This is a genomic window from Pseudomonas sp. PS01300 (assembly GCF_029960155.1).
GTDB lineage: Bacteria > Pseudomonadota > Gammaproteobacteria > Pseudomonadales > Pseudomonadaceae > Aquipseudomonas > Aquipseudomonas palmensis.
The window spans coordinates 24,981-49,081 of record NZ_JASCPN010000014.1 but is presented as its reverse complement, the minus strand read 5'-3'; the positions used below and the strand labels follow the sequence as shown (position 1 = coordinate 49,081).

Genomic DNA, 24,101 nt, shown 5'->3' with positions numbered 1-24,101 from the left:
TCAGGCGGGCTGAGACGCCGCCGCCCGTGCAACCAGGCGCCGGTGGGCCCACACAGCCACCAGCAGCACCAGAGCACCGGCCACCAGCGCCACACCGAAGCCGGCCCGGGCACCGCTGCCATCCACCACCTGCCCCGATACCGCCGCCCCCACGGCCACACCGATGTTCAAGCCGGCCAGCAGCCAGGTCATGCCCTCGGTCAGTCGATGTTCGGGCACCAGCCGCTCGACCAGGGTCATGGCCACGATCAAGGTCGGCGCAAAGAACAGCCCCGCCACCAGCACCGCCACACCCAGGCCCGGCAGGCTGGCGACCAGCAACAGCGGCAGGGTCGTGGCAGCGGTTGCCAGCCCACCCAGCAACAGCAGGCGCGGCAAGGGCACCTGCAGCTTGAGCGCACCGAACAGCAGCCCCGCCACGCACGACCCCACGGCATAGGCCGACAGCACCAGGCTGGCCGCCGCCGGCTGGCCGCATTGCTCGGCAAAGGCCACGCTGACGATATCCACGGTGCCGACGATCATGCCCATCGCCACCATCAGCAGGGTCAGCAGGCGCACGTTGGCCAGGCGGATCACCGAGCCCGAACGATCCCCGGCAGCTTCCCGGGGCTGGATCGGCGGCTCGGTATTGCGCTGGATGACCAGTGCGAACACACCCAGCACCAGCAACAGTGCGGCCGCAAGCAGGCCCGCCTGGGGCAGTACCACCACCGCCAGGCCCACCGACAGCGGCGGCCCGGCAATGAAGCTGACCTCATCGAACACCGTCTCCAGCGAATACGCCGTTTGCAACTGCGGCTGGCCACGGTACAGGGCCGTCCAGCGCGCGCGCACCATTGCCGACACGCTCGGCATGCACCCTGCCAGCACCGCCCCGATGAACAGCGCCCAGTCGCCAGCCCGTTGCCAGGTGCTGGCCAGCACCAGCAGCAGGCCGAGGAAGCTGATGGCGGTGGCCGCAGGCAACACGCGGCGTTGCCCGAGGCGATCCACCAGGCGCGATACCTGTGGCGACAACAGCGCATAGCTCAGCACGAAGGCCGCCGCCACTGCCCCGGCCAGTGCGTAGCTGCCACGCAATTGCGACAGCAAGGTGATGATGCCGATGCCTGTCATCGGCAGTGCGGTACGCGCCAGCAGCCCGGCCAGGGCAAAGCCCAGGGCGCCCGGCGCGGCAAAAAGGTCTCGATAAGGGTTGGCCATCTGATGCTCCAGGGCGGTGAATTGGCCGCTGACACGGCAGCGCGACAAGTTACATACGGCATGTATGTATAAAAAGCGTATATTCATACGCACCGAATGTAAATAATCATACGCACCGTATGTAAGGAGACACGCCCATGGCTCGCCGCACCCGTGCCGAAATGGAAGAAACCCGCGCCACCTTGCTCGCCACCGCCCGCAGCGTGTTCAGCGAACGCGGCTATGCCGATACCTCGATGGATGACCTGACCGCCCAGGCCGGGCTGACCCGCGGCGCGTTGTATCACCACTTCGGCGACAAGCAGGGGCTGCTGGCGGCCGTGGTGGCGTCGATCGACGCCGAGCTGGATGCACGCCTGCAGGCGCTCTCCGACACTGCCCGCACGCCCTGGGAAGGCTTTCGCCAACGGTGCCGGGCATATCTGGAAATGGCGCTGGAGCCGGATTACCAGCGCATCGTGCTGCGCGATGCCCCAGCCGTGCTGGGGGGCACCTCGACGGACGCGCAACGCCATTGCATCGCGTCGATCCAGGCACTGCTGGAACGGTTGATCGAACAAGGCGTGGTGGCCGAGGCCGACCCGCAGGCCCTGGCCTCGCTGGTCTACGGCAGCCTGGCCGAGGCTGCGGTGTGGATCGCCCAGGGTGATGACGGCGATGCGCGACTGGCGCGCAGCACCGGCGCACTGGAACTGCTGCTGCGCGGGCTGCTGGCCAAACCATAGGGCATCAAGGCCACGCGAGGGTGGCCCGGATGAGGTGACAGCGGCGCACTAGCCCCACTGCAGGTTGAACACCATGAAGTTCAGCACCACCCACACCACCAGTGCCAGGTGAGTGAGCTGCAGGCCCTCCTGGCGTATCCAGTAGCCGAACCACAGCCCCCCGAGCAGCATGGCGAAAAGAAAGCCCAGGGCTGCGCTAAGCGCCAGGTTCAACCAGGGCCGGGCTGCGTCCAGGCCGCTGCCCAGCAGCAGGTGGTAGCAGCCCGCCCAGGCGGCCAGCACCGCCCCCGCCTGCAGCAGCACCACGACCATCAATGCCGCCCGGTGCACGGCGGGCGAGTGGATGGCCCGCGAGCACAGGGGCAGGTCGATCGCCGGGGCCTGGCGCAGGGGCGCCATCGACAGCGTGCCCCCGACGGCCGCCGCCGAACTGGCAAAGGCCTGCAGGTTGTTGACCAGGGCGATGCTCAACCACAGGGTGAACCCTGCGGCCAGTACCATCTGAAACATCAGCAGTGAAGTTGCAGTATCCACGAAGCGGTCCTCATCAGTTGTTCAGGGTGTTTGCGCTAAGCGTCCTGCCGGCAGGCGCGCGCCAGGCCAGGGCCTTGTACAGGTCCACCGCGTTGCCATAGGAGGCGGCCTGTGCCCGCGCGATGTCCTGGCGCAGACGCAACAGGTCGCGCTGGCTGTCCTTGACCGCCAGGTAGCTGCCCGAACCTGCGCCATAGCGCTGCTGGGCGATGGCGAACGCCGCCTCGCCATGCCGCGCCGCCTGCACCAGGCCGAGCAGGTGGCGCTGGTGCTCGGCCAACTGCGTGACTGCGCCCTCCACCTCTTCCACCGCCACCAGCAGCACCTGCTCGAAGTGCGCTGCCTCACCCTGGGCCAGCGCTTGGGTACCGCGCATGCGCGCCCGCACCGAGCCCAGGTCGAACGCTGGCCAGGTCAGGCCGGGCGTCAGCTCGAACGCCCGCGCCGCACTGCCCAGGTCGCCGTCACGCAAGGCAAAGAAGCCGATGAACCCACCCAGGTTCAAACGTGGGTACAGGTCGGCAGTGGCAGCGCCCACATCCTGCACACGGGCAGCCAGCAGCCGTTCGGCCTGGACCACATCGGGCCGGTTGCGGATCAGCTGATCCACATCCCCCAGTGGCAGCTGGCGCGCCAATGGCATCGGCGGCATGTCACCCAGCGCGATGGCGAAGCTGCCGGGGCGCTGGCCTGTGAGCACCTGCAGCCGGTACAGGCGCCGCTGCAACTGGCTGCGCAGTGGCGCCACAGTCGATTGCGCCAGCAGCAGGTTGCTCTGCGCGCTCTCCAGCGCTTCGGGCAGGCCGGCGCCGGCGTGCAACTGCGCCTGGGTCAACTGCACGGTCTCCTGCCAGCTGCGCACCGCTTCTTCGGCCAGCAGCCCTTGCTGGCGTAGCCCCTGGGCCTCGAAGTAGGCCTGGGCCACCTGGGCCGCGATGCTCAACTGCACCTGTTCCAGGTCGGCCGCGGAGGCCTGCGCACGGGATTGGGCGGCGCGCTCCAGGTGATCGAGGCGGCCGAACAGGTCAAGCTCCCACTGCAGGTCCAGCCCCGCCCGCCACGATTCGGACAGGCTGCGGGCCGGCGGCTGCCCCTGCCTGGCCTGCTGCGCCAGGCTGCGCTGGTAGCTCGCGCTGCTGGTCACCGTCGGCAGGCGCTCCAGCGCCTGTTCATCCACATGGGCACGGGCCAGCAGCAGGCTGGCATGCGCCTGCTCGATGGCGTGGTTGCGGGCCAGGGCGTCGGCGATCAGGCGTTCCAACTGCGGGTCGTCGAAGAAGGTCCACCAGGCTGACGTCGGCTGCACCGGCGTCGCAGCGAAGGCCTGCGCCTGCGGGCTGACCACATGAATGGGCGCCACCTCGGGGGCGTGATACTGCGGCCCGACGCTGCAGGCACCCTGCAACGCCACGGCGCCCAGCAACAGCGGATAACGGCTGAACACCTTCATGGCCTTGCCTCCCTGTGCCCAAGCGCAAGGCCCTGCTCGGCCTCCTCCAGTTGCTGCTTGCGCGGGCTGTGCACGCGATGATCACGGGCCAGCCAGGCATACACCGTGGGCAGCACGAACAAGGTGAACAGCGTGCCTATCAACATGCCGCAGACAATGACCACACCCAGGCCGAAACGGCTGTTGGCACCGGCGCCGCTGGCGAACAGCAGCGGCATCACGCCGAAGGTCATCGCGGCGGTGGTCATCAGTACCGGGCGCAGGCGAATCTGCGCGGCGCGGATGATCGCCCCGGCACGGTCGAGGTTCTCGCGCAGCTGGATCTCGTTGGCGAACTCCACCATCAGAATGCCGTGCTTGCTGATCAGCCCGATCAGGGTCACCAGCCCGATCTGCGTGTAGATGTTGAGGGTGGCCCAGCCCAGTGCGAGCGGCAACAGTGCGCCGCAGATCGACAGCGGCACGGTGACCAGGATGATCAGCGGGTCCACCAGGCTTTCGTACTGGGCCGCGAGCACCAGGTAGATGACCACCATCGCGGCGAGAAACGCCAGCACCAGTGCATTGCCTTCCTGCACGTACTGGCGCGACTCGGACTGCCAGTCATGGCTGAACTCCGGCGGCAGTTCGCTGGCCAGTTGCTGCAGAAACGCCACCGCCTGCCCCTGGGAAACCCCCGGTGCCGGGATGGCCTGCAGCGTGCTCGCATTCTGCTGGTCGAACTGCAGCAGCCGGTTGGGCTCGACCGTCATCTGCAGCCGCACCACGGCAGACAACGGCACCAGTTGCCCCGCTTCGCTGCGCACATACTGGCGCTCTAGCGCCTGGGGCGTCAGGCGCTGATCCTGGGTGCTCTGCGGGATCACGTCATACGAGCGGCCATACAGCGCGAAGCGGTTGATGTACTGCTCGCCCACCAGCACGGCCAGGGAGTCGCCGAGGGCCTGCATGCCGATGCCCAGGCTGGCGGCCTTGGCGCGGTCGACCGTCACCTTGACCACCGGGTTGTTGTAGTCCAGGTCGCTGTCCACCACCGCGAACAGGCCGCTGTCGCGGGCACGCTGCTTGAGGGTTTCCATGGTCTGGTACAGCACCGGGTAGTCCTGCGCGCTGCGCAGCACCATCTGCACCGGCAGGCCACCGCTGGAGCCTGGCAGCGAGGCCACCTGGAAGGCAAAGATGCTGCTGCCCTCCACTTCGCTCACGGCCTGCTGCAGGTCGGCCTGGACCTGATCGGCCGAGCGCTCGCGGGCCTGCCACAGGCTGAGGTTGATGCCGCCGAAGCTGCTGGCCGGCCCGTCGGTGCCGTTGATGATCCAGGTGTCGGTGGTTTCCGGCAGGCTGTGCATCACCTGGTCGAGCTTGCTGGCGAAGCGCTCGGCATAGTCGAGGCTGGCGTACTGCGGCGACTTGATGGCGGTGAGCACGGCGGCCTGGTCCTCGGGTGGCGCCAGCTCGCGTTGCGGCTGCAGGTACAGCCACGGCAGGCTCAGGCACACCAGCAAGGCGACGCCGCCGCTGACCCAGCGACGCGACAGCGAGTGCGCCAGTGCCCGCCCGTAGACGCTGGCCAGCCCGCCGAACACCTTCTCGGCAAGCCTGGCCATGCGCCCCTCCTGCTGGCCGGGCTTGAGCAGCAGCGAGCTCATCACCGGCGACAGGGTCAGGGCCACCACCCCCGAGACGATCACCGCCCCGGCCAGGGTCAGGGCGAACTCGCGAAACAGCGTGCCGGTGAGCCCGCCGATCAGGCCGATAGGGGCATACACGGCGGCCAGCGTGAGGGTCATGGCGATCACCGGCCCGGCGATCTCGCGGGCACCGACCAGCGCGGCGGCCACCGGCGTCTGGCCCTCCTCGATATGGCGGTGCACGTTCTCCACCACCACGATCGCGTCGTCCACCACCAGCCCGATGGCCAGCACCATCGCCAGCAGGGTCAGCAGGTTGAGGCTGAAGCCGAACGCCAGCATCAGCCCGGCCGCGCCGAGCATCGACAGCGGGATCGCCAGCACCGGGATGGCCACGCTGCGCAACGAGCCCAGGCACAGCCAGATCACCAGCACCACGATCACGATCGCCTCGACCAGCGTGTGCAGCACTTCCTGGATCGAGGCCTCGATAAAGCGTGCAGTCTCGTAGGCCAGCGCCACGTTGACCCCTGGCGGCAGGGTCTGCTGGATCTGCGGCAGCAGCTTGCGAATGCCGTCGACGATCACCAGCGGGTTGCCCGCAGGCGTCGGGAACAGGCCCAGGTGCACCGCCGGGCGGCCATCCATGGTGGCGCTGGTCTGGGTGGCCGCGGCGCCCAGTTCGACCGTGCCCACATCGCGCAGGCGCACCAGCGCCGTGCCGTCATTGCGAATCACCAGGTCGCGAAAGGCCTCGACACTGGTCAGGTCGGTATCGATGCGTATGTCGGCCAGCACGAACTGGCCGCGTACCTGCCCGGGCGTGGCCTGGTAGTTGTTGCTGCGCACGGCATCGGCCACCTCGGCGGCGGTCACGCCGCGCCCGGCCATGCGTTCGCTGTCCAGCCACAGGCGCATGGCCAGGGTCTGGCCACCGAAGGTCTGGATCTTGGCCACGCCGTCGATGCCGGAAAGCTGCGGCTCGACCACCCGCGACAGGTAGTCGCTGAGTTCGGGAATCGACAGCGTGTCGCTGGCAAAGCCCACATAGGCCACGGCGGTGGAATCCCCGGCCGACAGCTCGACCACCGGGTCGTAGGCCTTGTCCGGCAGGCGGTAGCGCACCTGGTTGACCTTGGCCATGGTCTCGCTCAGCGCCTGGGTCGAGTCGCGGTTCAGCTCCATGCGCAGGGTCACCAGGCTGCGGCCCTGCACCGACGACGAAGACAGGTAGTCGATGCCTTCCACCGACGACACCGCCTGGGTGATCGGCTGGGTCACGAAGCCCTGCATCAGTTCGGCCGATGCACCCGGGTATTCGGTGCTGACGGTAATGGTGGCGGTTTCCAGCAACGGGTACTGGCGGATGGGCAGCTTGCCCAGGGCGAACAGGCCGGCCAGCACGATCAGGCTGCTGACCACCAGGGCCAGCACCGGGCGACGCACAAAACTGTCGGTGAACCTCATGAGGCGTCGCCCCCGTCGGCGTTGTGCAGCGTGTCATTGGCCACCTGCTCCACCTGCATGCCGTCACTGAGCTTGAGCTGGCCCGAGACCACCACGCGGTCGCCCGCCTTGAGCCCGGAGGTGACTTCCACCTGGCCCTTCCAGCGCTCGCCGGTGGTCACCTGCACGCGGTGCACGCTCAGGCCGCGTTCCGGGTCGTGGGTGGCGATGAACACGGTCTGGCCGTAGGCGGTGTAGGTGATGGCGGTTTCCGGCACGGCCATCACCCGGGTCGGCTGCGCCGCCGCGAGCTGCACGCTGGCGTACATGCCGGCCTGCAACTGCCCGTCCGGGTTGGCCAGGGTGGCCTGCACCCATACTGCGCGCGCCTTGCCCACCATCGGGTCGATGGCGTTGATGCGCGCCGCAAAGGTCTTTTGCGGCAGTGCATCCACCGCCAGGGCGGCGGTCTGCCCCACCTGCAAGCCCGGGGCGGCATGCTCGGCCAGCGAGAAGTTCACCCGCAGTTGCGTGGCGTCCACCAGGCTGGCCACGGCGTCACCGGCATTCAGATACTGGCCTTGATGCACGCGGCGGATGCCCAGCTTGCCGGCAAAGGGGGCCCGGATCGCCTTCTGCGCAATCCGTGCATCGACCTGCTGCAGTTCGCCCTCGGCCATCTGCACGGCGGCGGTGGCATTGTCGAGTTGCTCCTGGGTAGTGACATTGGCGGTGCGCAGCTTGCTGATGCGCTGATGCAGGGTGCGGGCATTGCGCAGCTGTGCGCTCAGGCGCACCCGGTCGGCCTGCTCGGGGGCATCGTTGAGCTGCACCAGCAGTTGCCCGGCCTTGACCCTTTGCCCCGACTCGAAGGCGATGCGCGTGATGCGCCCGGTGGTTTCTGCGGCCACCTGCACCTGGTGGGCGGCTTCCAGCTCGCCGGCCGCGAAGGTCTGGCGGGGCGCCTCACGCGAGGTGACGGTGGCCAGCGCGACCTTGGTCACCGGCCACGCCGCAGTGGCGTGCGCCGCCGAGTCCTTTCTGGTCAGCAGCATGACGACGGCCAGCACGCACACAACAGCGGCGCCCCCTCCCAACAGCATCCTCTTGCCCATCTTTGCTCCGCTCATCGGTGTGGTGTGTTCGCTGCACAGCGCATCCCGTGCCGACGGCTGGCATCGGCACGGCAAAGCGGTTGCAGGAAAGATCGGGCCGGACTATAAAACCTCAACTTAACTTGAGGTCAACACACGTGGCGGCAGAAAAGACGATGGATGGTGCGCGCTCGCTCACCATCGGCGAGGTGGCCAGACGCAGTGGCGTGCCGATTTCCACCTTGCACTTCTACGAGTCCAAGGGGTTGATCGCCAGCACGCGCAATGCCGGCAACCAGCGGCGGTTTCCGGCGTTGGTGCTGCGCAGCATCGCGATCATCAAGGTGGCGCAGCGCACCGGGATTCCGCTGGAAGAGATCAAGCATGCGATGAGCCGCTACCCGCCCAACAGCAAATTGACGGCGGCGCAGTGGGGTGAGATGTCATCGGCCTGGCGCGAGAACCTGAATGCGCGCATCCGGACGCTGGAGGCATTGAGGGATAGCCTGGACAACTGCATCGGTTGTGGCTGCCTGTCGCTGGATGATTGCCCGTTGCGCAACCCGGGGGATGCGCTGGGGCAGGATGGACCGGGGCCGAGGATTCTGGAAGGGGCTGCCGAGGGTTAGGCGCGAGGGTTGCGGGTGGTCTGGCTGATGCACCGTGCACGCAGGTTCTGCGACCGCTTCGCGCTCGTTCGCCAGCAATGCTGGCTCCTACAGCCGTGTGGCTTCTGCCCGGAGGGCGTAGGAGCGGGCCTTGCCCCGCGAACTGGCGCGCAGCGCCAGCAAAACCTGCGAACGCGATCTGGCTGATGCACCGTGCACGCAGGTTCTACGACCGCTTCGCGCTCGTTCGCCAGCAATGCTGGCTCCTACAGCCCTGTGGCTTCTGCCCGAAGGGCGTAGGAGCGGGCCTTGCCCCGCGAACTGGCGCGCAGCGCCAGCAAACCTGCGAACGCGATCTGGCTGATGCACCGCGCACGATCGTCGGCCAGCAGCAGCCCACCTGCACGCATGTGGTTGAGCTACCGCTTGAGCCCAGCCAGGTCAGTAAGGCACGTTGACCTGCAACTGCTGGATCTGTACCGAATGCGGGTGGATCAGGTGGGTCAACACGCGTCGCTCCTTGACCGCGGATTTTTCCGCGTAGTCGGCGAACCGGTCATTGCTGACGATGTAGGCGGCCTGGTCGAACTCGGCAGCGGCCAGCAGGGCCTCGTCCGCTTTCACATCGCGGGGCATCACCACCACCTTGGCCCCGGGGAACAGCGCCTGAAGCCCGGCATGGTTGCTCGACACCCGTGCATAGATGCCCGGGTCGAATATCACCGTCACCTTGTACCCCTGGCACAGGACCGGCACCAAGGCAATCAGTGCACCAAGCCCGATGAAGGTGCCCTTGCCGTTCTCCGAAGGCAGGTAGCACAGGTTGTTGCCATCGAGGATGAGCGTTTCGATGTGGTTTTCCATCAGCCGTGTGATGTCGCGCAGGCGTTCCTGGATTTTCTCGATATCCCGCTCGAGCTTGCGCCGCTTGGCATTCAACCCGCTCAGTACCATGCCCGGCTTGCTGTTTTCGAAGAAGCTCTCGCACTCTTGATGTATGAGCGCTTTTTCCCTGCCGCTCGACGCATTCGAGAGCGCCCACTCAAACCCTTGCGCCTTGGCGATGTCGTTGTCGATCTGCTGCAGTTGGCGCTGCTGGCGTTCCCATTGGCGCGACACGTCGCCGGCCATGGCTTCCCATTTTTCGCTGGCACTGCGGGTATGCTCGATCAACTGGTGCAGGTGCGCCAGTTCCTCGTTCAAGCCGGCGATGGTGGCCGTTGCTTCCAGCGGATTGAACTGGCGATACCGGCGCAAGTTCGCCGCCAGCCGGCGCTCTTCGGGCTCATGGCTGGCCAGCTCGGCCTGGGCCTCCTTGCGCGACAGCTCAAGCATCGCAAGGCGCTTGTCCAGTTCACTGGCCTGGTGCTGCGCCACCTTCTGCTCGGTGGAGCGCCACAGGCCCGACAGCCAGCCACCGGCCACGCCCTGGCAGGCCTGCTTGCTCTGGCTGGTGCTCTGCAGGGTGGCGCTGAGCTGATTGAGCCGTTGCTTGATATCCAGGGTGATGCGGTTGCGCTGGGCCAGTTGAGCGCTGGCGTGCTCGCAGTCGAATGCGTCGTACCACTGCATGTCGAGGGTCAACTTCTGGATATCCAGGTTGATCGATGCGGTCTTCTGGGTCAGGGCGACCACCCGGGCCGCGTGTTCATTCCTATACATGATCGTTCCTTGTAATCGACAGGCCAGGGTTACACGGGGTCTTGCGCATTGCGCTGCCCGCTGCGGTAGGCCGCCCTGCCCGCCCATTGCAATGCCAGTACGGTAACGGCACCGGCAGCAACGCAGATGGCATTGGTCAGCAGAAATTCGAGCGGCGAGATCGTGGTGTTCATGCCAGCCCCCTTTCACCCAGGCGTACGCCGCAGTGGCCGCAGAACCGGCTCGATGCCTCAACCGCTGTACCGCAGGCGGGGCACATCTTGGCAACCAGCATTTTCTGGCGCATATGGCCGATCTGGATAACGCAGGGCACGGTTACGCGGTAGGCCGGGCTGGCCAGGTCGAACGCGGTCCACAGACCCGTGATGGCCCAGCCGACCGGGCCTGCGAGCACGGCCAGCCCCCTGCCCAGGCCCGCACTGCCTGCCAGCATCACGCCACGTCCCACCAGGCTGCTCATGGTCGCGCTGGCCACTACCGCGGCCAGGCGGTAGGAGGTCAGCCCGGAGGCGCTGAGGCTGGCGATCAAGCTTGCCAGTGCAGTGGGCCCCATGCCCGGCCGGTAACCCGCCCCGACCGATTCGAAGAAGGTCTTCTTGTCGTCCTCGCTCATGCGCCCCACCGACTGCTCGACCACCTTGGCGATGATCGCCATCTCCATACTGGCGCAGTCTCCGAGGCCGCTCTTGGCAACCCCGACGTGAGAGGCCACGTCGGTGAGCAGTTCCTTGTAGGGCACGCCGCTGCCGCCGCGAAACACGTTCATCAGCGAGTTGCCGCCAAAGCGCGTGAGTTCCTCGACCACCAGGCCGCGATCAAGGTCGGTGATCTCACGCTCCTTGGCAGCGCTCAACTGGCGGCAGACCGAGGACGACAACGAGATGCGTCCCTTGCCGCTGTCGGTGATCACATCGATGAGCAGCCCGATATCGTCGCTGCTCGCGCTCATCATTACGTCTGCCAGGTCGGCATCTTGAATCATTGACATGGGGGGTTCCTTTGATGACCAGGGGTCAGTCGATGATGGTCGGGGCATGCGGGGTGCTGCGGCTGACGAAGGCCCCCGCAATGGCTGTCAGCCAGGCCCGGGGCTGGTCGGAGCGCACCTGGCGCAGCATCAGTGCGTCCAGTTTCAGGCAACTGCGCCGGCGCCATTCGTCACGGGCATTGACACGGCTGACTTCGGGCGACGCACCCACGCCGATGGGACGCACGTCGGGATGCACCTTGCATTCGCGCAGCACCTTCTCGACCGGGTTGCCCTGCTCGAGCTTGCCTTCGCTCTGCAGCTTGACTGCTGCCGCCAGGTAATCGCGGCTGCCACCCACCGCCTGCCCCAGCGCCAGCCAGTCTTGCGGGCGCATCAGCAGGAACGCAGGGGGTACCCCCAGTGCATCGGCAATGCGGCTGAGCGTGTGCAGGTCCGGGTTGGGGTCGAGCTGTTCGCGGGGTGACTTCAATGCCCTCAGCGTGCTGCGAGCGATGCCGGTTTCGCGTTGAATGCAGGCGGCAGTGACAGGGCCTGGCCGGCCGTCCTCGCGCTGCTTGCCACCGATGGCAAGTACCGCGCTGAGGTTGTCACTGAAGTGCGCTCCCAAACTTTTCGGTGGTACGGAGACAGGACTGTTCATGGGGGCCTCTTGCGTGTGGCGATGACGGCAAGACTACCCATGGCAATGTGCCATATCAACCGCAAACGGAGCGACAGCGCTCCATCAATCGTTCCATATGGAGCGCAGTCACTCCATATAATCAAGCCCCGCTGCGGCCAGTTTCGCCACCTCAAGGGTGCTGCCCGGCGGTTGATGGTCTTCGAGCAGCCAGCTGACCGACAGGCCCGACCACGCGAGCACCCACTGCAACAACCGGCGAGGTTCCATGCCGGCGGCCTTGGCGACGATCTCGACCCGGTGCGCGAAGCGCCCCGGTACCAGCGCCTGCTCACCATCAGGATTGCAGAAAATGTTCGCGTAATCGAAGCCCCGCTCGCCATACAGCCCCTTGGGGTCGATGGCGAGCCAGCCGGCTGCGCCGAAATCGAGCACGTTGCCGTGGTGGATGTCGCCATGCAGTACCCCCACATCGCGCGGCGTAGCCAGCAGTTCGCGGGCGGTGCTGGCGCAGTGCTGCAGAAGACCGCCGTGCCTGTCGGCCCCGTGCCACAACCCCTCGAACCACTGCTCCAGTGGCACCAGGGCGGGCATGGGCGTGGCGCGCGGTGCGTGCAGGCGGGCGGCAACCGCGCAAAGAATGCGCGTGGCCTGCTCGTCGTGCCCGTCCTTGACCATCTGCGTCAGTGCATCCGTACCTTGCGCGCGCACCATAAGAAGGGCTTGACCGTCGTGAGCCAGTACCGGCGCTGCCCCCTCGCCCTGCCACCACGCCATGAGCAGGCTGCCCGCCTGTTCTTCGGCAACGTGTGAAATCTTCAGCATGGCTGGCCTGCCCTGCTGGCGCACCGGCAGCAGGGTGCCGTTCAGCGAGTCGAACGGCTCGCCATCGACAGTCAGTTGCCAGCGCTTGAGATAGTCGTCAAACATGCCGTGGCCTGGGTAGCGAGGCGATCATCTGGTCAAAGGCCTCCAGCGCATAGCGCCCTTCCAGGCTCTGCAACGTGGGCAACTGCGCGGGCAAACCGAATTGCACCCTGCCGGGCAGCACCTGCTTGATGGCGCCGTACCAGTTCAGCACTGCTTCCTGCAGGCGCACGTGCAGCTCGAACCTGCTGCGCCGACGCGTGCTGTCGGCCCGGGCCCGCTCCCGTGCCAGCTGTGGGTCGATGCGCGCAACCAGGTAGGCGTCGGCAAAGCCGATGCGCCCTTGCGCGAAGGTCTGCCGGGTGGCGTCCAGTTCCACCTGCCAGTCGCGCTCACTGGCCTCGCCGATCTGCCACAGGCTCCAGATGTAATGCAGCTTGAGCGGGTCGCTGTCGCATACGGCCCGCGAACGGCGCTGCTCCATGGCCAGCGCCGCCTGCCAGCGATCGACGTTGCGTTCGGCCCAGAACGCAGCCGCCCCGAGCGGATCTGTCGCGCGATCGGGCTCGTTCTCAAAACGCCCGTTTTCGGCAATCAACTGTTGCTCGGCGTGACTTGTGCACCAGGTGGTCTTGCCACTGGCGCTGATACCTTCGACTACCACAATCATTGCAACTGCCACTCCGTTGAACAGGGCTTGCTGCAAAGCCCAAAACCGGCCGACATCATACAAGCCGCCGAGCGTGTGCAATACACAGGTGCGTGCACCACCCCATCTGCAGGATAAGAAGAACTGATAAGGCATGAGGCCTAATCATTGGATCTGATACGGCTCACCGTTCAAGAATGCGCACCTGTTCTGCTCCCCCTGCCTTCTGGAGAAATACATGTCGTTTGTCGTGCCTGTTCTTGACCCGCAGATTGCAGAGATAGCACCGGGGTTCCGTGCCATGAGCATCTGCGTCAAAGCCACGCCGATCACCCGGCCCGAGGTGGCGACCAACGCCCTGACGCAGGCCTGTGAGGCGGTCACAGCCGGCGCCCCGGACTGGGCAGAGGCGCACCTTGCGGCATGGGCAAACACCTTCCGGCTGTTCGGCGCCAAGCCGCAGCGCACGCCGTGCTCGGCCGAGGCACTGCGCAAGCGCGTGCTGCGCGACGCCGTGCTGCCGAGCATCGACCCCATTGTCGACCTGTACAACGCCATCAGCCTCAGGTTCGCCGTGCCGGTCGGCGGCGAGAATTTCGCTGCCTACATAGGTGTGCCGCGTTTGACCGTTGCCACCGGTACGGAGCTGTTCGACACCATCAAGGACGGCAGCGCCGCCAACGAATCGCCCGACAAGGGTGAAGTGATCTGGCGCGACGACCTGGGTGTGACGTGTCGGCGCTGGAACTGGCGCCAGGGAACCCGAACGCGCCTGGACGCCGATGCAGAACAGATGTGGTTCATCCTCGAAAGCCTGCCTGCAATGCCCCTGGAGGCACTGCAAGCTGCGGCTGACGAACTGGGCGCCGGGCTTTTGCAGATGATGCCGGGCGCCACGATCGACCGGCAGTTGATCGAACTCTACTGAGTTGTGCGCGCCGAGGGTCAGAGCCGGTGAACGCTGATCTCGACCCCCTCCTCGGGGTCGGGCACCCGAAAGTGGCTGGTGATCAGATCGAACTCGGCGTCGGTCGCGGCGAACTCATGCTCGGCGCGGCCGTTGCGAAGGTGCAGCCTGGCCCGGCAAGTCTCATCGCTTGCCTCGATGTAGTGAACGCAGTGCGGCACCTGTGCGGCGTCGGCCAGGGCGCGCAGCCATTGGCGATCGGCAGGCGTGTTGGCCGGAAAGTCCAGCACCACGCTGGTGCCCGCCCTGAGCATGTCGGTAACCAGCGGCCCCATCACCGCCCGCACCTGGCGGGCAAGGCGCACGTAGTCGGCCACCGAGTGGATCTGCTGCGGGTACAGCCTGGAGAGCCAGTGATCCTCGCTCAGCAAGATCGCCGCGTGTTCGGTTGCCAGGGCCTTGGCCAGTGTCGACTTGCCGGAGGCGATCTTGCCGCACATCAGATGAAGCGTCGGGGTGACCATGGCGTTGTCCTGATTGATGAACCGCCATGATGCCGTGCCGGCGCTAGCACCCACAACAGTGGAACGCGCTCAGAGGTTCATGCCGATGGCCAGCCGGTTGAACGCATTCATCAACGCCACGGCCAAGGTCAGGTCGGAAATCTCGACGTCGGAAAAATGGGCTTTCAAGGGCTCGTACAACGCATCGGGTGCGCCCTTTTCGCTGACATGGGTCAGCGTCTCGGCCCAGGCCAGTGCGGCGCGCTCGCGCTCGTTGAACAGCCCACTGATGCGCCAGCCGGCCAGGCAATCGAGCTTGGCTTGCGCCACCTCGCTGTCACGCAGGGTTTGCGAATGCTTGCCCAGGCAGAAGGCGCAGCCGTTGATCTGCGAAATGCGCAGGTACACCAGTTCGATCAATGGCAGGCCCAGGGAACTGGCGGCCAGTGCGTTGTTGGTGGCGAGCAGGCCTTGGTAGGCCTCAGGCGACAGGGAAGCGAACGGCAGTCTGAGTTGGCTCATGGTGAAACTCCAGTGAAGTGAAAGGGATCAGGCGCAAACCTGTGGGTTGAACAAGGGCTCCAGCGCCAGGCGCGCGCGGCCGGCGTCGATTGCGCTAAGCACCGCCTGCTCGCCGCCTACCAGGCCCTGCAGGTAGGTGAAGTGCAGGTCGAACAGCCCGAGGGTGTTGAGTACATGGCGCAGGTACGGCGTGAGAAAGTCCGGTTGGCGCGCCGCCTCGCCCTGGTGAATGCCACCGGAGCCCACCAGCACGTACACCGGGCGGTCGCGCAGCAAACCGACCTTGCCCTGGGGGCCGGCACTGAAGGTGCGGTGAATGCGCAGCACGTAGTCGATCCACAGCTTGAGCGCGGCCGGCAGCATGAAGTTGTGCATGGGCGTTGCAATCAGCAGCACATCGCTGCGCTCCAGTTCCTGGATCAACGCCTCGGACACCGCGAAAGTGGGTGCGTCGAATGGCGTGCGGGTGGTCAGGGCGCGGGCGTAATCGGTATCGAGCGGGGGCAGCGGGCTCGCGCCCAGATCACGCTCGATCAGTTGCAGCCCGGGGTGGCGCCGGCGCAAGGTGGCGACCAGCTCCAGCGCCAGTTGATTGGCATGGGACACCGGCCCCTGCGGGCTGGCGTTGAGCAGCAGTACGTTGTTCATTGCGGGCTCCCCGGCTTAAGGCTCTGGGTGAAGTGCATGCCACGGGCCAGCAGCCCCTGGCGAAAATAGAAGCGCTGGGCCAGCGGCATGTGCAGGCCGGTATCCAGCACGAAGTGATCGCAACCGCGCTGCAGCGCCTCGTCACGCACGGCGCTCAGCAACTGCGCGCCCAGGCCGCCGCGTTGCAGGTCGGGGCTTACCACCAGGTCATCGACATAGATGAAGCGCCCGTACAACAGGTTTTCCAGCGGGCGGTAGCCCGCCAGGCCCACCACCTGCTCACCCTCCCACGCCGCCAACAAGCGGTAGCCCTGCGCCGACTGACGCTGCAGCTGCGCCACATAGTCGGCCAGGTCGTTGAGGTGCGGGCGCAGTACACGCATCAGTTCAAAGCTGGCTTCAAAAGCTGCGTGGCTTTCGAGGTGTTGAAGGGTGTAGGCCATGGTCGTCGTCCGCTTTTCAAGAGCGCCCACTTTAAGCAAGCAATGGCTTAAGCTACAGGGCCGAAAAATGAATAAACGACTAGGCCAAGATGCTTTCCTTCGAACTGGACCGCAGCCAGCAGGCGCCGATCTATCGCCAGCTCTACCAGCGCTTTCGCGAATCCATCGCCGACGGCCGCCTGCGCCCAGGTGATCGCGTGCCGGCCGTTCGCGCCCTGGCCGCCGAGCTGAACCTGGCGCGGGGCACCGTGGAGGCGGCCTACCAGTTGTTGATTGGCGAAGGCTACCTGATGGCGCGCGGCGCCGCCGGCACGGTGGTCACCCCGCAACTGACCCCGGTTGCCCCACCCCAACTGGGCCATGGCCTGGCCGCCAGCACCTACCCGACCACCCATTCCGGCGAGCTGCCACTGCCCTTGCAGATGGGCCTGCCGGCCCTGGACGCCTTCCCGCGCAAGCTGTGGACGCGGCTGGCCGGCCGGCAACTGCGTCAAGGCGGCCTGGAAAGCCTGGTGTACCCGGACCCACGCGGCCACGCACCGCTACGGGCGGCGATTGCCACTTACCTGGGCATCTCGCGGGGCATCACCTGCCGCCCCGAGCAGGTGTTCGTGTGCGCCGGCTATCGCGCCTGCCTCGACCTGATTTGCCATACGCTGATGCAGCCGGGCGACCGCTGCTGGCTCGAGGAACCCGGCTACTTCATGGCCCGCAACGCCCTGCAGGAAGCCGGCGCGCAGCTGGTGCCCGTCAGCGTGGACGACCAGGGCCTGGATGTGGAACAGGGCATCGCCCGCGCGGTGGATGCGCGCTTTGCCGTGGTCACCCCCACCCACCAGAGCCCGCTGGGCGTGTCGCTGTCGCTGCCGCGCCGGCTGGCGCTGCTGGCGTGGGCCAACCGGCAAGGCAGCTGGATCATCGAGGACGACTACGACAGCGAATACCGTTATCGCGGCAAGCCCCTGCCCGCCCTCAAGAGCCTCGACCAGCAGGGCCGCGTGCTCTACACCGGCACCTTCAGCAAGGTGCTGTTCCCCGGATTGCGTCTGGCCTACCTGGTGGTGCCGGCGCAGCAGTGCGAGGCCTTCGCCCGCCAGGCCGACCGGCTGCACAACCACTGCCCTCACCTGCTGCAGGCCACCGTGGCGGCGTTTATCAACGAAGGCCACTTTGCGCGGCACCTGAACAAGATGCGCAATCTGTACGCCCGGCGCCGGCAATGGCTGATCGAGGCATTGCAGCAGCAGTTGGGCGAGCGTTTGCTGATCGATACCCAGGCAGGCGGCATGCACCTGGTAGCCGGTTTGCCCGGCGTGGACGATGTAAAACTGGCCAAGCGCGCACGGGCCGCCGGGCTGGCGGTGGAGCCGCTATCGCAGTGGTACCTGGCAGGTGCGCCCAGGCACGGGCTGGTAATGGGGTTTACCAATGTTGCCAGTGCGCAGCAGGCGGCGATGGTGGCGCGGGAACTGGCTCGGCTTGCATAGGGGCAGCAACCCCTATCAGAGCAAACCCGGCTAGGCACGACGAGGGGGCAAAGGCGGATGCTATTGCTCACCGCATCTTCAGGAGGTTTTGTTCGGTGACCGACTCAAGCAACAGCCATGCCTACGCAAAACGGTTCGACGCCGTACTCGCCTATATCGATACCTGCCTCGAGGGCGATCTCTCGGTGAGTGCACTGAGCCGCGTCGCCAACTTCTCGGTGTTTCATTTTCACCGGCAATTCACGGCGTATGTAGGCGTGCCGGTTGCACAGTATGTGCAGTTGATGAGGCTTCGGCGCGCTGCGCATCAACTGGTCGGTTCACCGGGTCAGTCCGTGCTGGAGACAGCACTGGGTGCTGGCTTCGAAAGCCCCGAGGCCTTTTCAAGGGCGTTCAGGCGCGCCTTTGGCATGGCGCCGAGTGCGTTCGCCAAGGCACCGAGCTGGCAGGTCTGGAATGCGGTCTTCGTTGTCCCTCACTTTTCCAGGAGTATCACCATGCAGATCCGTATCGTGACGTTCGCCGAAACCCGCGTGGCGGCGCTTGAACATTGCGGGGCGCCCGGCCTCGTCAGTCAAAGCGTCAGTCGTTTTCGTCAGTGGCGCATGCAGAGCGGTCAGTCGCCAGTGGCCGTGAGCCGCTCGTTTGGCATCCCCTATGACAATCCCGATACCACGCCCGCAGAGGCCTTCAGGTTCGCGATTTGCGGCGAGATAGACGAGGCCGTGCTGCCCAACGAATTCGGCGTGCATGAACGGGTCATCCCGGCAGGGCGTTGCGCCGTGATTCGCCATACGGGATCGCCTGACTACATCGGAGAATCCATCTACCCGCTTTACCGCGACTGGCTACCCTCCAGTAACGAAGAGCTTCGGGATCACCCGTTGTTCTTCCATTACCTGAGCGTGTTTCCCGAAACACCGCAGGATCAATGGCAGACGGATATCTACGTTCCGTTGAAATAGGCGAAGCTGGCGTGTGAAACGGGTTGCCGCTCGGTGGGTGAGTTGCTGGCCGAGCGGCCGTTGGCGGCCAGGCAGAATACGAAGGGCTTTCAGCGTGCCCGCAACCTCTTCCATGTCGCCATGTACCGACCTATGGCTCGGTACGCAGTACTTGCCCTGCCAGGGCTGCTAAAGTGGCTTATCCATAGGGTTCCGAGGGCTATCGTGTATGTCCGATGCAAGCGAGCTTGTCAATGACAATGAGGTGTACAGAACCCTTCTGGAGTCGACCAAGGCGATTCCCTGGAAGATTGACTGGGCCTCGATGAAGTTCACCTACATCGGCCCTCAGATCGAGGCGTTGCTGGGCTGGAGCCCTGAAAGTTGGGTGAGCGTGGAAGACTGGGCAATGCGCATGCATGCAGAAGATCGCGAGCATGTGGTGAACTTCTGCGTGACGCAATCCAAGGCTGGCGTGGACCATGAGGCGGACTACCGAGCGCTGACCAAGGACAACGGCTATGTGTGGATCCGCGACGTTGTACACGTGGTGCGCAATGACAGGGGCGAAGTCGAAGCACTGATCGGCTTCATGTTCGACATCAGCGAACGCAAGAAGACCGAAGACCAGTTGCTGAGTTTGCAGAAAGAGCTGGAGGTGCTCTCGTTCAAGGACGGCCTGACGAATATCGCCAACCGTCGTCGCTTCGACAGCTGTTTCGAGTTGGAGTGGGAACGTGCGCGCCGCGAGCGCCGGCCATTGTCGCTGCTGTTGCTGGACGTCGATTTTTTCAAGCAGTACAACGACTTGTACGGCCATATTCAAGGCGACAAATGTTTGATAGCGATTGCCCAGACGCTGAGTTTGGCGTTGGATGGCCCACGCGACCTTGTGGCTCGCTATGGTGGCGAAGAATTTATCGTGCTGCTGCCCGAAGCCGATGCCGAGGTGGCGCGTAAAGTGGCTGAGCGCTGCCAGCGGTTGATCCACAAGCAGTCCATCGTGCATGCGCTATCGCCACATGACCACCGCCTGACTGTCAGCATAGGCGCAGGCTCGGTGGTGCCAGGCGAACGGGACAGGCCTACAGACTTCATCAAAGCCGTGGACCAGCAGCTCTATGCGGCTAAAAACAACGGACGGCACCGCATTGAGTATGTGCAGTTGGAGGGGTTGTCGGGCTGTTCAGCAGTTGAAGGTGCAGAAGAACAAACAACTGCCCGTCCTTCATAGAGGGTCATCAGCAGCCACGGTGATGCTGGAGAAATAGCTGCGGCGAGTGCGATTCGAGATTACTGGGCAAACACGGTTTCGGCCGTCGCTAACGGACCCAAGGCTGCCGGTGGTTAACGGCAGCAATTGGCCATAAGCGGACTGTAGACAGATAGCTGGCATTCCTACGCTGGCATTCTAGTAATCTCACAACGCTAAAAAGGAACATTCATGTTGGTCATTCAAATTGATCGGGATAGCGTGCATGCAGGGGATGATCTGGAAAGTCACAGGACATCAATCAGGCTTGATCCTGCAGTAACACTGCGCGCTTTGTTCGAAGCGATCCAAGGTATGGGTTACCTGCCTGACATCAGTGGAGGCAAGGCGACGTGGATTATTTGTTCGTCTGGCAAACACATAGGTGTTTTAGCTCAGCAATGGCCAGAAACTAAATTGTTAATCCCCGCCGAGAGCCTCCTGAGTCAGTATTTTGGGGATACCGAACCTCGCCTTCTGTTCAGATATTGGTGCCAGGCAGATCCAGACCATGTCTTTTCACAGATCAAAGCTGGAAATGAACCGCCGTCTCGATTTTAGGACTGGCGGGGGCTACCTACTGATCCAGAAGCTAGTATGCCTGCTTTGGGTTGTGGCGGCCTGTTGCAAAGGTGGGCTACCGAGCTATAGCTGCATCCTTTCGTTATAAGAATCAGGTCGAAGGCTCACACCGATATTCAAACGCATTGCACTCTTTACGCCCTAAGCCATTGATCTTGAACGCAGCATAGGTCGGGACAGCGGGTGCACCAACGCCGAGATGGAAGCCCCCACTTCCCCCCATTCAAAACCTTGAATGCTCACCCAAGCCCCGTTACCCTTTCTGGGCCGCTGTAAATCCAGCAACCAGGTTTGCTAGCCCGAGTACCTTAGGACGTGCAAGCGTCCATCCGTCTCAGCTGACACCTTTTTGCACCCGCTGTTTCGTTTTATGACGGCTGTACGCAGGGCGCATTCGTGCGCGCTGGGTTCCTGGAGTCCCGGTCTACCATCCTGCTTACGGCCGTCACCCTTTGTCGTCGGGTGTCATGGCGACTGTACGCGGGGCGCATTCATGCGCGCCGGGGTCCTTGATCTCTGGTCTGCTAACCCGCGTACAGCTGCCTCCCTTTCGTTCCGCGGGCCGCACACGCGGCCTACCGACCGTCCCCATTGTTACTGTTTCCCCAACAATGCTTTTCGACCTTGAGCATTTATCCGCCCCGCCTCGCCCGCCTAAACTGGCCACCGTTTTCAGGCAGCCCTACCGCGCCGACTCCGCAAAGGCCACCCCAACGCCAACACCCTTTCCCAGAGCCTTCGGCGCCCCCCGTATCGAATGATCGCGCACGCCCTTGCGCGCTGATCGCCACACCCCACGGGTTCGACCTTTACCGCTGCCGACTGAATGCCTTGACCCCTGCGCAGAGCCTGCGTGCACTTTCCATTGACTAACGGAACGTATGAAAAAAATGACGGATGACCATCAACCGCAAACTCGGAAGTTTGCACTCGGCACCACCGCAAGGGTGCTGTTTGCCCTGCTGGTGCTGCTCGTATCGCTGGCGATGATCTACGGCGGCTTCAAACTGGTAGCACTCGATGGCTCGCCGTACTACCTGATCGCAGGCGTTGCATACCTGCTGCTGGCAGCGCTGATGTTCCTGCGCAAAAGCGCCAGCATCGCCCTTTCGGTAGCCATCGCCCTGGCAACCTGTGTGTGGGCATTCTACGAAGTCGGCCAGTTCAGCTACTGGGAGCTGCTGCCACGCCTGGTGGTACCGGCAATCATCCTGACCCTCAGCCTGTGGGTCGGCGCAGCCTTGCCCGGCACCTCGGCAAGCACCCGACGCCTGGCCAACCGCTTCGGCTTTGCGGTGTTCGCGGGGCTGATCGCGACCTTCGTGGCGGCGTTCTACCCGCACGGTGCAATCTCCACCCCGCTCGCCTCTACCGCCAAGCCTGCGCCAACCGAAGCCCCCGCCGCGCCGGAAAACTGGGAGTTCTTCGGCCGCAACGCCTCGGGCACGCGCTTTGCGCCGTTCAGCCAGATCACCCCGGCGAACGTCAAGGACCTGCAAGTGGCCTGGATCTACCGCACCGGCCGCAGAACCACGGGCGCCGGTGCCGGCGTGGACGAGAACACCCCGCTGCAGATCGGCAACGTGCTGTATTCATGCACGCCAGAAAACCTGATCACCGCCCTCGACGCCGACACGGGCAAGCCGATCTGGAAGTTCGACCCGCACGCGCGCAGCGCCGAGCACGTGACGTGCCGCGGCGTGGGCTACCACGACATCGACAAGGACGACAGCCTGAGCGCCGAGGTCAAGGCCTCGTATGGCGAGCAGCAGTGCCGCCAGCGCATCCTGGTGTCGTCGGTCGACGCCCGCCTGTTTGCCCTGGACGCACACACCGGCACCCTGTGCCCGAGCTTTGGCGACAACGGTTATGTCGACCTGAAAAAAGGCATGGGCCCCACCGAGAACAGCAAGCGCTACCACCCCACCTCCCTGCCCGTGGTAATGGGCCACCTCACCGTGGTCGGCGGCTGGGTGCGCGACATCGTCGCCAAGGAGCCGTCGGGCGCCGTGCGTGCCTTCGACGTGCTGACCGGTGCGCTGGTGTGGGCCTGGGACATCGGTGCGCCTGAAGGCCAGGACGCAACCGCCAGCGACCACCAGTTCACCCTGGAAACCCCCAACGTGTGGACCGTGCCCACCTACGACAAGGCACTGAACCTGGTGTACCTGCCCACCGGCAACGGCCCGCCCGACTACTGGGGTGGCGACCGCAACCAGGCCAAGGAAAAGTACGGCTCGGCCGTGGTGGCCGTCGATGCCTCGACCGGCAAGGCCAAGTGGGTGTACCAGACCGTGCACCACGATGTGTGGGACTACGACCTGCCCTCGCAACCGGTGCTGTACGACATCAAGAACGCCCAGGGCGAAAAGACCCCGGTGCTGATCCAGACCACCAAGACCGGCAACATCTTCGTGCTGGACCGCCGCACCGGCCAGCCGGTGACTGAAGTTCAGGAGCTGCCCGTACCCACATCCCCCGCCGCCGAAGGCGAACACCTGGCACCGACCCAACCGCACTCGGTGGGCATGCCGGTGATTGGTGCCGAGCCCCTGACCGAGAAGTCCATGTGGGGCGTGAGCACCTTCGACCAGCTGTACTGCCGCATCATGTTCAAGGACTCGGTGTATGTGGGCCCCTTCACCCCGCCGACCGAAAAGCCCTACATCGAATGGCCGGGCCTGCTGGGTGGCATGAACTGGGGTGGCATCTCCATCGACGAAAACACCGGCATGATGTTCGTCAACGACATGCGCGTACCGCTGCGCATGGCGCTGGTCACCAAGGAAAACACCAGCAAGTTCAAGGTTTCCACCGATGAGGTGCCGGGCTTCATGGGCACGATTCGCCCACAAGTGGCGGGCATCTATGGCGGGGTAAAAATCGACATCCTGCAATCCCCCCTGGGCGTGCCGTGCAACACCCCGCCGTTCGGCAGCATGAGCGCCATCGACCTGAACACCCAGAAACTGGTGTGGCAGGTACCGCTGGGCACCGTGCAGGACACCGGCCCCCTGGGCCTCAAGACCCACCTGCCGATCCCGCTGGGCATGCCGACGCTGGGCGGCCCTACCTCGACCGCCTCGGGGCTAGTGTTCTTTGCCGGCACCCAGGACTACTACCTGCGGGCCCTGGACTCGGCCACCGGCAAGGAGGTGTGGAAAGCCCGCCTGCCGGTAGGTGCAGTGGCAGCGCCGCTGATCTACCAGTCGCCGGCGACCGGCAAGCAGTATGTGGTGATCTCGGCGGGCGGCATGAGCCATTCGCCTGATGTGGGCGACTACATCATTGCCTATGCGTTGCCCGACGCTACTGAACAGCAGTAACACGC

The 24,101-nt window shown here is 64.9% G+C and carries 24 protein-coding genes; 8 read left to right on the top strand and 16 right to left on the bottom strand.

All coding sequences use genetic code 11. The annotated features are described in order from the left end of the window. Nucleotides 1–1,206: an MFS transporter gene (locus QMX96_RS10140; RefSeq protein ID WP_282361708.1), complete on the bottom strand. Its 1,206-nt coding sequence runs from the start codon at nucleotides 1,204–1,206 to the stop codon at nucleotides 1–3. Between the two features lie 137 nt (nucleotides 1,207–1,343). Between QMX96_RS10140 and QMX96_RS10135 the strand changes: the two genes are divergently transcribed. Beyond that, a complete protein-coding gene (locus QMX96_RS10135; RefSeq protein ID WP_104572348.1) occupies nucleotides 1,344–1,931 on the top strand; it encodes a TetR/AcrR family transcriptional regulator in 588 nt (195 codons plus the stop codon). A gap of 48 nt (nucleotides 1,932–1,979) precedes the next feature. Here the strand turns inward: QMX96_RS10135 and QMX96_RS10130 are convergent, their stop codons facing one another. Genes QMX96_RS10130 through QMX96_RS10115 form a run of 4 tightly spaced genes read right to left on the bottom strand, consistent with a single transcriptional unit; the run spans nucleotide 1,980 to nucleotide 8,047 of the window. Continuing rightward, a complete protein-coding gene (locus tag QMX96_RS10130; protein ID WP_123752552.1) occupies nucleotides 1,980–2,465 on the bottom strand; it encodes a DUF2165 family protein in 486 nt (161 codons plus the stop codon). 13 nt (nucleotides 2,466–2,478) lie between these two features. Beyond that, a complete protein-coding gene (locus QMX96_RS10125; RefSeq protein ID WP_282361707.1) occupies nucleotides 2,479–3,915 on the bottom strand; it encodes an efflux transporter outer membrane subunit in 1,437 nt (478 codons plus the stop codon). After that, complete coding sequence (locus QMX96_RS10120; protein WP_196933138.1) at nucleotides 3,912–7,013, bottom strand: MexW/MexI family multidrug efflux RND transporter permease subunit; 3,102 nt, start codon at nucleotides 7,011–7,013, stop codon at nucleotides 3,912–3,914. Before QMX96_RS10120 ends, QMX96_RS10125 begins: the two co-directional genes overlap by 4 nt. Beyond that, complete coding sequence (locus QMX96_RS10115) at nucleotides 7,010–8,047, bottom strand: efflux RND transporter periplasmic adaptor subunit (RefSeq protein ID WP_282361706.1); 1,038 nt, start codon at nucleotides 8,045–8,047, stop codon at nucleotides 7,010–7,012. The genes QMX96_RS10120 and QMX96_RS10115 overlap by 4 nt, the downstream gene beginning before the upstream one ends. A 215-nt stretch (nucleotides 8,048–8,262) precedes the next feature. On the opposite strand from QMX96_RS10115, the gene soxR reads away from it, so the two are divergent. Continuing rightward, entirely contained in the window at nucleotides 8,263–8,715 is a 453-nt protein-coding gene (soxR, locus tag QMX96_RS10110) for a redox-sensitive transcriptional activator SoxR (RefSeq protein ID WP_054914623.1), read from the top strand. 245 nt (nucleotides 8,716–8,960) lie between these two features. On the opposite strand, the gene QMX96_RS10105 is transcribed toward soxR, so the two are convergent. From QMX96_RS10105 to QMX96_RS10075, 7 genes are all read right to left on the bottom strand, one after another. Continuing rightward, nucleotides 8,961–9,104, bottom strand: coding sequence for a hypothetical protein (locus QMX96_RS10105; RefSeq protein WP_275726863.1), 144 nt, complete (start codon nucleotides 9,102–9,104; stop codon nucleotides 8,961–8,963). Nucleotides 9,105–9,135: 31 nt separating this feature from the next. Beyond that, a complete protein-coding gene (locus tag QMX96_RS10100; RefSeq protein WP_185061856.1) occupies nucleotides 9,136–10,356 on the bottom strand; it encodes a hypothetical protein in 1,221 nt (406 codons plus the stop codon). Between the two features lie 29 nt (nucleotides 10,357–10,385). Continuing rightward, on the bottom strand, nucleotides 10,386–10,529 hold the full coding sequence (locus tag QMX96_RS10095) for a hypothetical protein (RefSeq protein ID WP_167400193.1): 144 nt from the start codon (nucleotides 10,527–10,529) through the stop codon (nucleotides 10,386–10,388). After that, on the bottom strand, nucleotides 10,526–11,344 hold the full coding sequence (locus QMX96_RS10090) for a zinc-ribbon domain-containing protein (protein WP_043861395.1): 819 nt from the start codon (nucleotides 11,342–11,344) through the stop codon (nucleotides 10,526–10,528). Before QMX96_RS10090 ends, QMX96_RS10095 begins: the two co-directional genes overlap by 4 nt. 25 nt (nucleotides 11,345–11,369) lie before the next feature. Continuing rightward, nucleotides 11,370–11,987, bottom strand: a complete 618-nt coding sequence (locus QMX96_RS10085) for a helix-turn-helix transcriptional regulator (RefSeq protein WP_043861396.1) — start codon at nucleotides 11,985–11,987, stop codon at nucleotides 11,370–11,372. Between the two features lie 108 nt (nucleotides 11,988–12,095). Next, a complete protein-coding gene (locus tag QMX96_RS10080; RefSeq protein WP_282361705.1) occupies nucleotides 12,096–12,896 on the bottom strand; it encodes an aminoglycoside phosphotransferase family protein in 801 nt (266 codons plus the stop codon). Beyond that, nucleotides 12,889–13,503 (bottom strand): hypothetical protein, encoded by a 615-nt coding sequence (locus QMX96_RS10075; protein WP_282361704.1) that lies wholly within the window; start codon nucleotides 13,501–13,503, stop codon nucleotides 12,889–12,891. Before QMX96_RS10075 ends, QMX96_RS10080 begins: the two co-directional genes overlap by 8 nt. A 217-nt stretch (nucleotides 13,504–13,720) precedes the next feature. Here QMX96_RS10075 and QMX96_RS10070 point away from each other — a divergent pair, with 217 nt between their 5' ends. After that, nucleotides 13,721–14,410, top strand: coding sequence for a B3/4 domain-containing protein (locus tag QMX96_RS10070; RefSeq protein ID WP_282361703.1), 690 nt, complete (start codon nucleotides 13,721–13,723; stop codon nucleotides 14,408–14,410). A 17-nt stretch (nucleotides 14,411–14,427) separates the two neighbouring features. Here the strand turns inward: QMX96_RS10070 and QMX96_RS10065 are convergent, their stop codons facing one another. The 4 genes from QMX96_RS10065 to QMX96_RS10050 all read right to left on the bottom strand — a co-directional run bounded on the left by QMX96_RS10065 (nucleotide 14,428) and on the right by QMX96_RS10050 (nucleotide 16,505). Further along, nucleotides 14,428–14,913, bottom strand: coding sequence for an ATP-binding protein (locus tag QMX96_RS10065; RefSeq protein WP_078480319.1), 486 nt, complete (start codon nucleotides 14,911–14,913; stop codon nucleotides 14,428–14,430). A gap of 69 nt (nucleotides 14,914–14,982) precedes the next feature. Continuing rightward, nucleotides 14,983–15,414: a carboxymuconolactone decarboxylase family protein gene (locus QMX96_RS10060; RefSeq protein ID WP_043861401.1), complete on the bottom strand. Its 432-nt coding sequence runs from the start codon at nucleotides 15,412–15,414 to the stop codon at nucleotides 14,983–14,985. A 27-nt stretch (nucleotides 15,415–15,441) separates the two neighbouring features. After that, on the bottom strand, nucleotides 15,442–16,062 hold the full coding sequence (locus tag QMX96_RS10055) for an NAD(P)H-dependent oxidoreductase (protein WP_282361702.1): 621 nt from the start codon (nucleotides 16,060–16,062) through the stop codon (nucleotides 15,442–15,444). Next, a complete protein-coding gene (locus tag QMX96_RS10050) occupies nucleotides 16,059–16,505 on the bottom strand; it encodes a GNAT family N-acetyltransferase (RefSeq protein WP_043861403.1) in 447 nt (148 codons plus the stop codon). The genes QMX96_RS10055 and QMX96_RS10050 overlap by 4 nt, the downstream gene beginning before the upstream one ends. 89 nt (nucleotides 16,506–16,594) lie before the next feature. Between QMX96_RS10050 and QMX96_RS10045 the strand changes: the two genes are divergently transcribed. The 5 genes from QMX96_RS10045 to QMX96_RS10025 all read left to right on the top strand — a co-directional run bounded on the left by QMX96_RS10045 (nucleotide 16,595) and on the right by QMX96_RS10025 (nucleotide 24,096). Further along, complete coding sequence (locus QMX96_RS10045) at nucleotides 16,595–17,992, top strand: PLP-dependent aminotransferase family protein (RefSeq protein ID WP_100632831.1); 1,398 nt, start codon at nucleotides 16,595–16,597, stop codon at nucleotides 17,990–17,992. 95 nt (nucleotides 17,993–18,087) lie between these two features. Further along, entirely contained in the window at nucleotides 18,088–18,957 is an 870-nt protein-coding gene (locus tag QMX96_RS10040) for an AraC family transcriptional regulator (RefSeq protein ID WP_088514997.1), read from the top strand. 208 nt (nucleotides 18,958–19,165) lie between these two features. Next, a complete protein-coding gene (locus QMX96_RS10035; protein ID WP_282361700.1) occupies nucleotides 19,166–20,170 on the top strand; it encodes a sensor domain-containing diguanylate cyclase in 1,005 nt (334 codons plus the stop codon). A gap of 210 nt (nucleotides 20,171–20,380) precedes the next feature. Continuing rightward, nucleotides 20,381–20,749 (top strand): hypothetical protein, encoded by a 369-nt coding sequence (locus QMX96_RS10030; RefSeq protein WP_078480310.1) that lies wholly within the window; start codon nucleotides 20,381–20,383, stop codon nucleotides 20,747–20,749. Nucleotides 20,750–21,660: 911 nt separating this feature from the next. After that, the gene (locus QMX96_RS10025) at nucleotides 21,661–24,096 is read left to right on the top strand and encodes a membrane-bound PQQ-dependent dehydrogenase, glucose/quinate/shikimate family (RefSeq protein ID WP_282361734.1); all 2,436 of its coding nucleotides are present in this window, start codon (nucleotides 21,661–21,663) and stop codon (nucleotides 24,094–24,096) included. Nucleotides 24,097–24,101 lie beyond the last annotated feature (5 nt).

What these genes read in the sequence shown, in the direction of transcription:
- QMX96_RS10140 (WP_282361708.1), bottom strand. Translation starts at nt 1,206, where the DNA reads ATGGCCAACCCTTATCGAGACCTTTTTGCCGCGCCGGGCGCCCTGGGC.
- QMX96_RS10135 (WP_104572348.1), top strand. Translation starts at nt 1,344, where the DNA reads ATGGCTCGCCGCACCCGTGCCGAAATGGAAGAAACCCGCGCCACCTTG.
- QMX96_RS10125 (WP_282361707.1), bottom strand. Translation starts at nt 3,915, where the DNA reads ATGAAGGTGTTCAGCCGTTATCCGCTGTTGCTGGGCGCCGTGGCGTTG.
- QMX96_RS10120 (WP_196933138.1), bottom strand. Translation starts at nt 7,013, where the DNA reads ATGAGGTTCACCGACAGTTTTGTGCGTCGCCCGGTGCTGGCCCTGGTG.
- QMX96_RS10115 (WP_282361706.1), bottom strand. Translation starts at nt 8,047, where the DNA reads ATGCTGCTGACCAGAAAGGACTCGGCGGCGCACGCCACTGCGGCGTGG.
- soxR (WP_054914623.1), top strand. Translation starts at nt 8,263, where the DNA reads ATGGATGGTGCGCGCTCGCTCACCATCGGCGAGGTGGCCAGACGCAGT.
- QMX96_RS10105 (WP_275726863.1), bottom strand. Translation starts at nt 9,104, where the DNA reads ATGCGTGCAGGTGGGCTGCTGCTGGCCGACGATCGTGCGCGGTGCATC.
- QMX96_RS10100 (WP_185061856.1), bottom strand. Translation starts at nt 10,356, where the DNA reads ATGTATAGGAATGAACACGCGGCCCGGGTGGTCGCCCTGACCCAGAAG.
- QMX96_RS10095 (WP_167400193.1), bottom strand. Translation starts at nt 10,529, where the DNA reads ATGAACACCACGATCTCGCCGCTCGAATTTCTGCTGACCAATGCCATC.
- QMX96_RS10090 (WP_043861395.1), bottom strand. Translation starts at nt 11,344, where the DNA reads ATGTCAATGATTCAAGATGCCGACCTGGCAGACGTAATGATGAGCGCG.
- QMX96_RS10085 (WP_043861396.1), bottom strand. Translation starts at nt 11,987, where the DNA reads ATGAACAGTCCTGTCTCCGTACCACCGAAAAGTTTGGGAGCGCACTTC.
- QMX96_RS10080 (WP_282361705.1), bottom strand. Translation starts at nt 12,896, where the DNA reads ATGTTTGACGACTATCTCAAGCGCTGGCAACTGACTGTCGATGGCGAG.
- QMX96_RS10075 (WP_282361704.1), bottom strand. Translation starts at nt 13,503, where the DNA reads ATGATTGTGGTAGTCGAAGGTATCAGCGCCAGTGGCAAGACCACCTGG.
- QMX96_RS10070 (WP_282361703.1), top strand. Translation starts at nt 13,721, where the DNA reads ATGTCGTTTGTCGTGCCTGTTCTTGACCCGCAGATTGCAGAGATAGCA.
- QMX96_RS10065 (WP_078480319.1), bottom strand. Translation starts at nt 14,913, where the DNA reads ATGGTCACCCCGACGCTTCATCTGATGTGCGGCAAGATCGCCTCCGGC.
- QMX96_RS10060 (WP_043861401.1), bottom strand. Translation starts at nt 15,414, where the DNA reads ATGAGCCAACTCAGACTGCCGTTCGCTTCCCTGTCGCCTGAGGCCTAC.
- QMX96_RS10055 (WP_282361702.1), bottom strand. Translation starts at nt 16,062, where the DNA reads ATGAACAACGTACTGCTGCTCAACGCCAGCCCGCAGGGGCCGGTGTCC.
- QMX96_RS10050 (WP_043861403.1), bottom strand. Translation starts at nt 16,505, where the DNA reads ATGGCCTACACCCTTCAACACCTCGAAAGCCACGCAGCTTTTGAAGCC.
- QMX96_RS10045 (WP_100632831.1), top strand. Translation starts at nt 16,595, where the DNA reads ATGCTTTCCTTCGAACTGGACCGCAGCCAGCAGGCGCCGATCTATCGC.
- QMX96_RS10035 (WP_282361700.1), top strand. Translation starts at nt 19,166, where the DNA reads ATGTCCGATGCAAGCGAGCTTGTCAATGACAATGAGGTGTACAGAACC.
- QMX96_RS10030 (WP_078480310.1), top strand. Translation starts at nt 20,381, where the DNA reads ATGTTGGTCATTCAAATTGATCGGGATAGCGTGCATGCAGGGGATGAT.
- QMX96_RS10025 (WP_282361734.1), top strand. Translation starts at nt 21,661, where the DNA reads ATGACGGATGACCATCAACCGCAAACTCGGAAGTTTGCACTCGGCACC.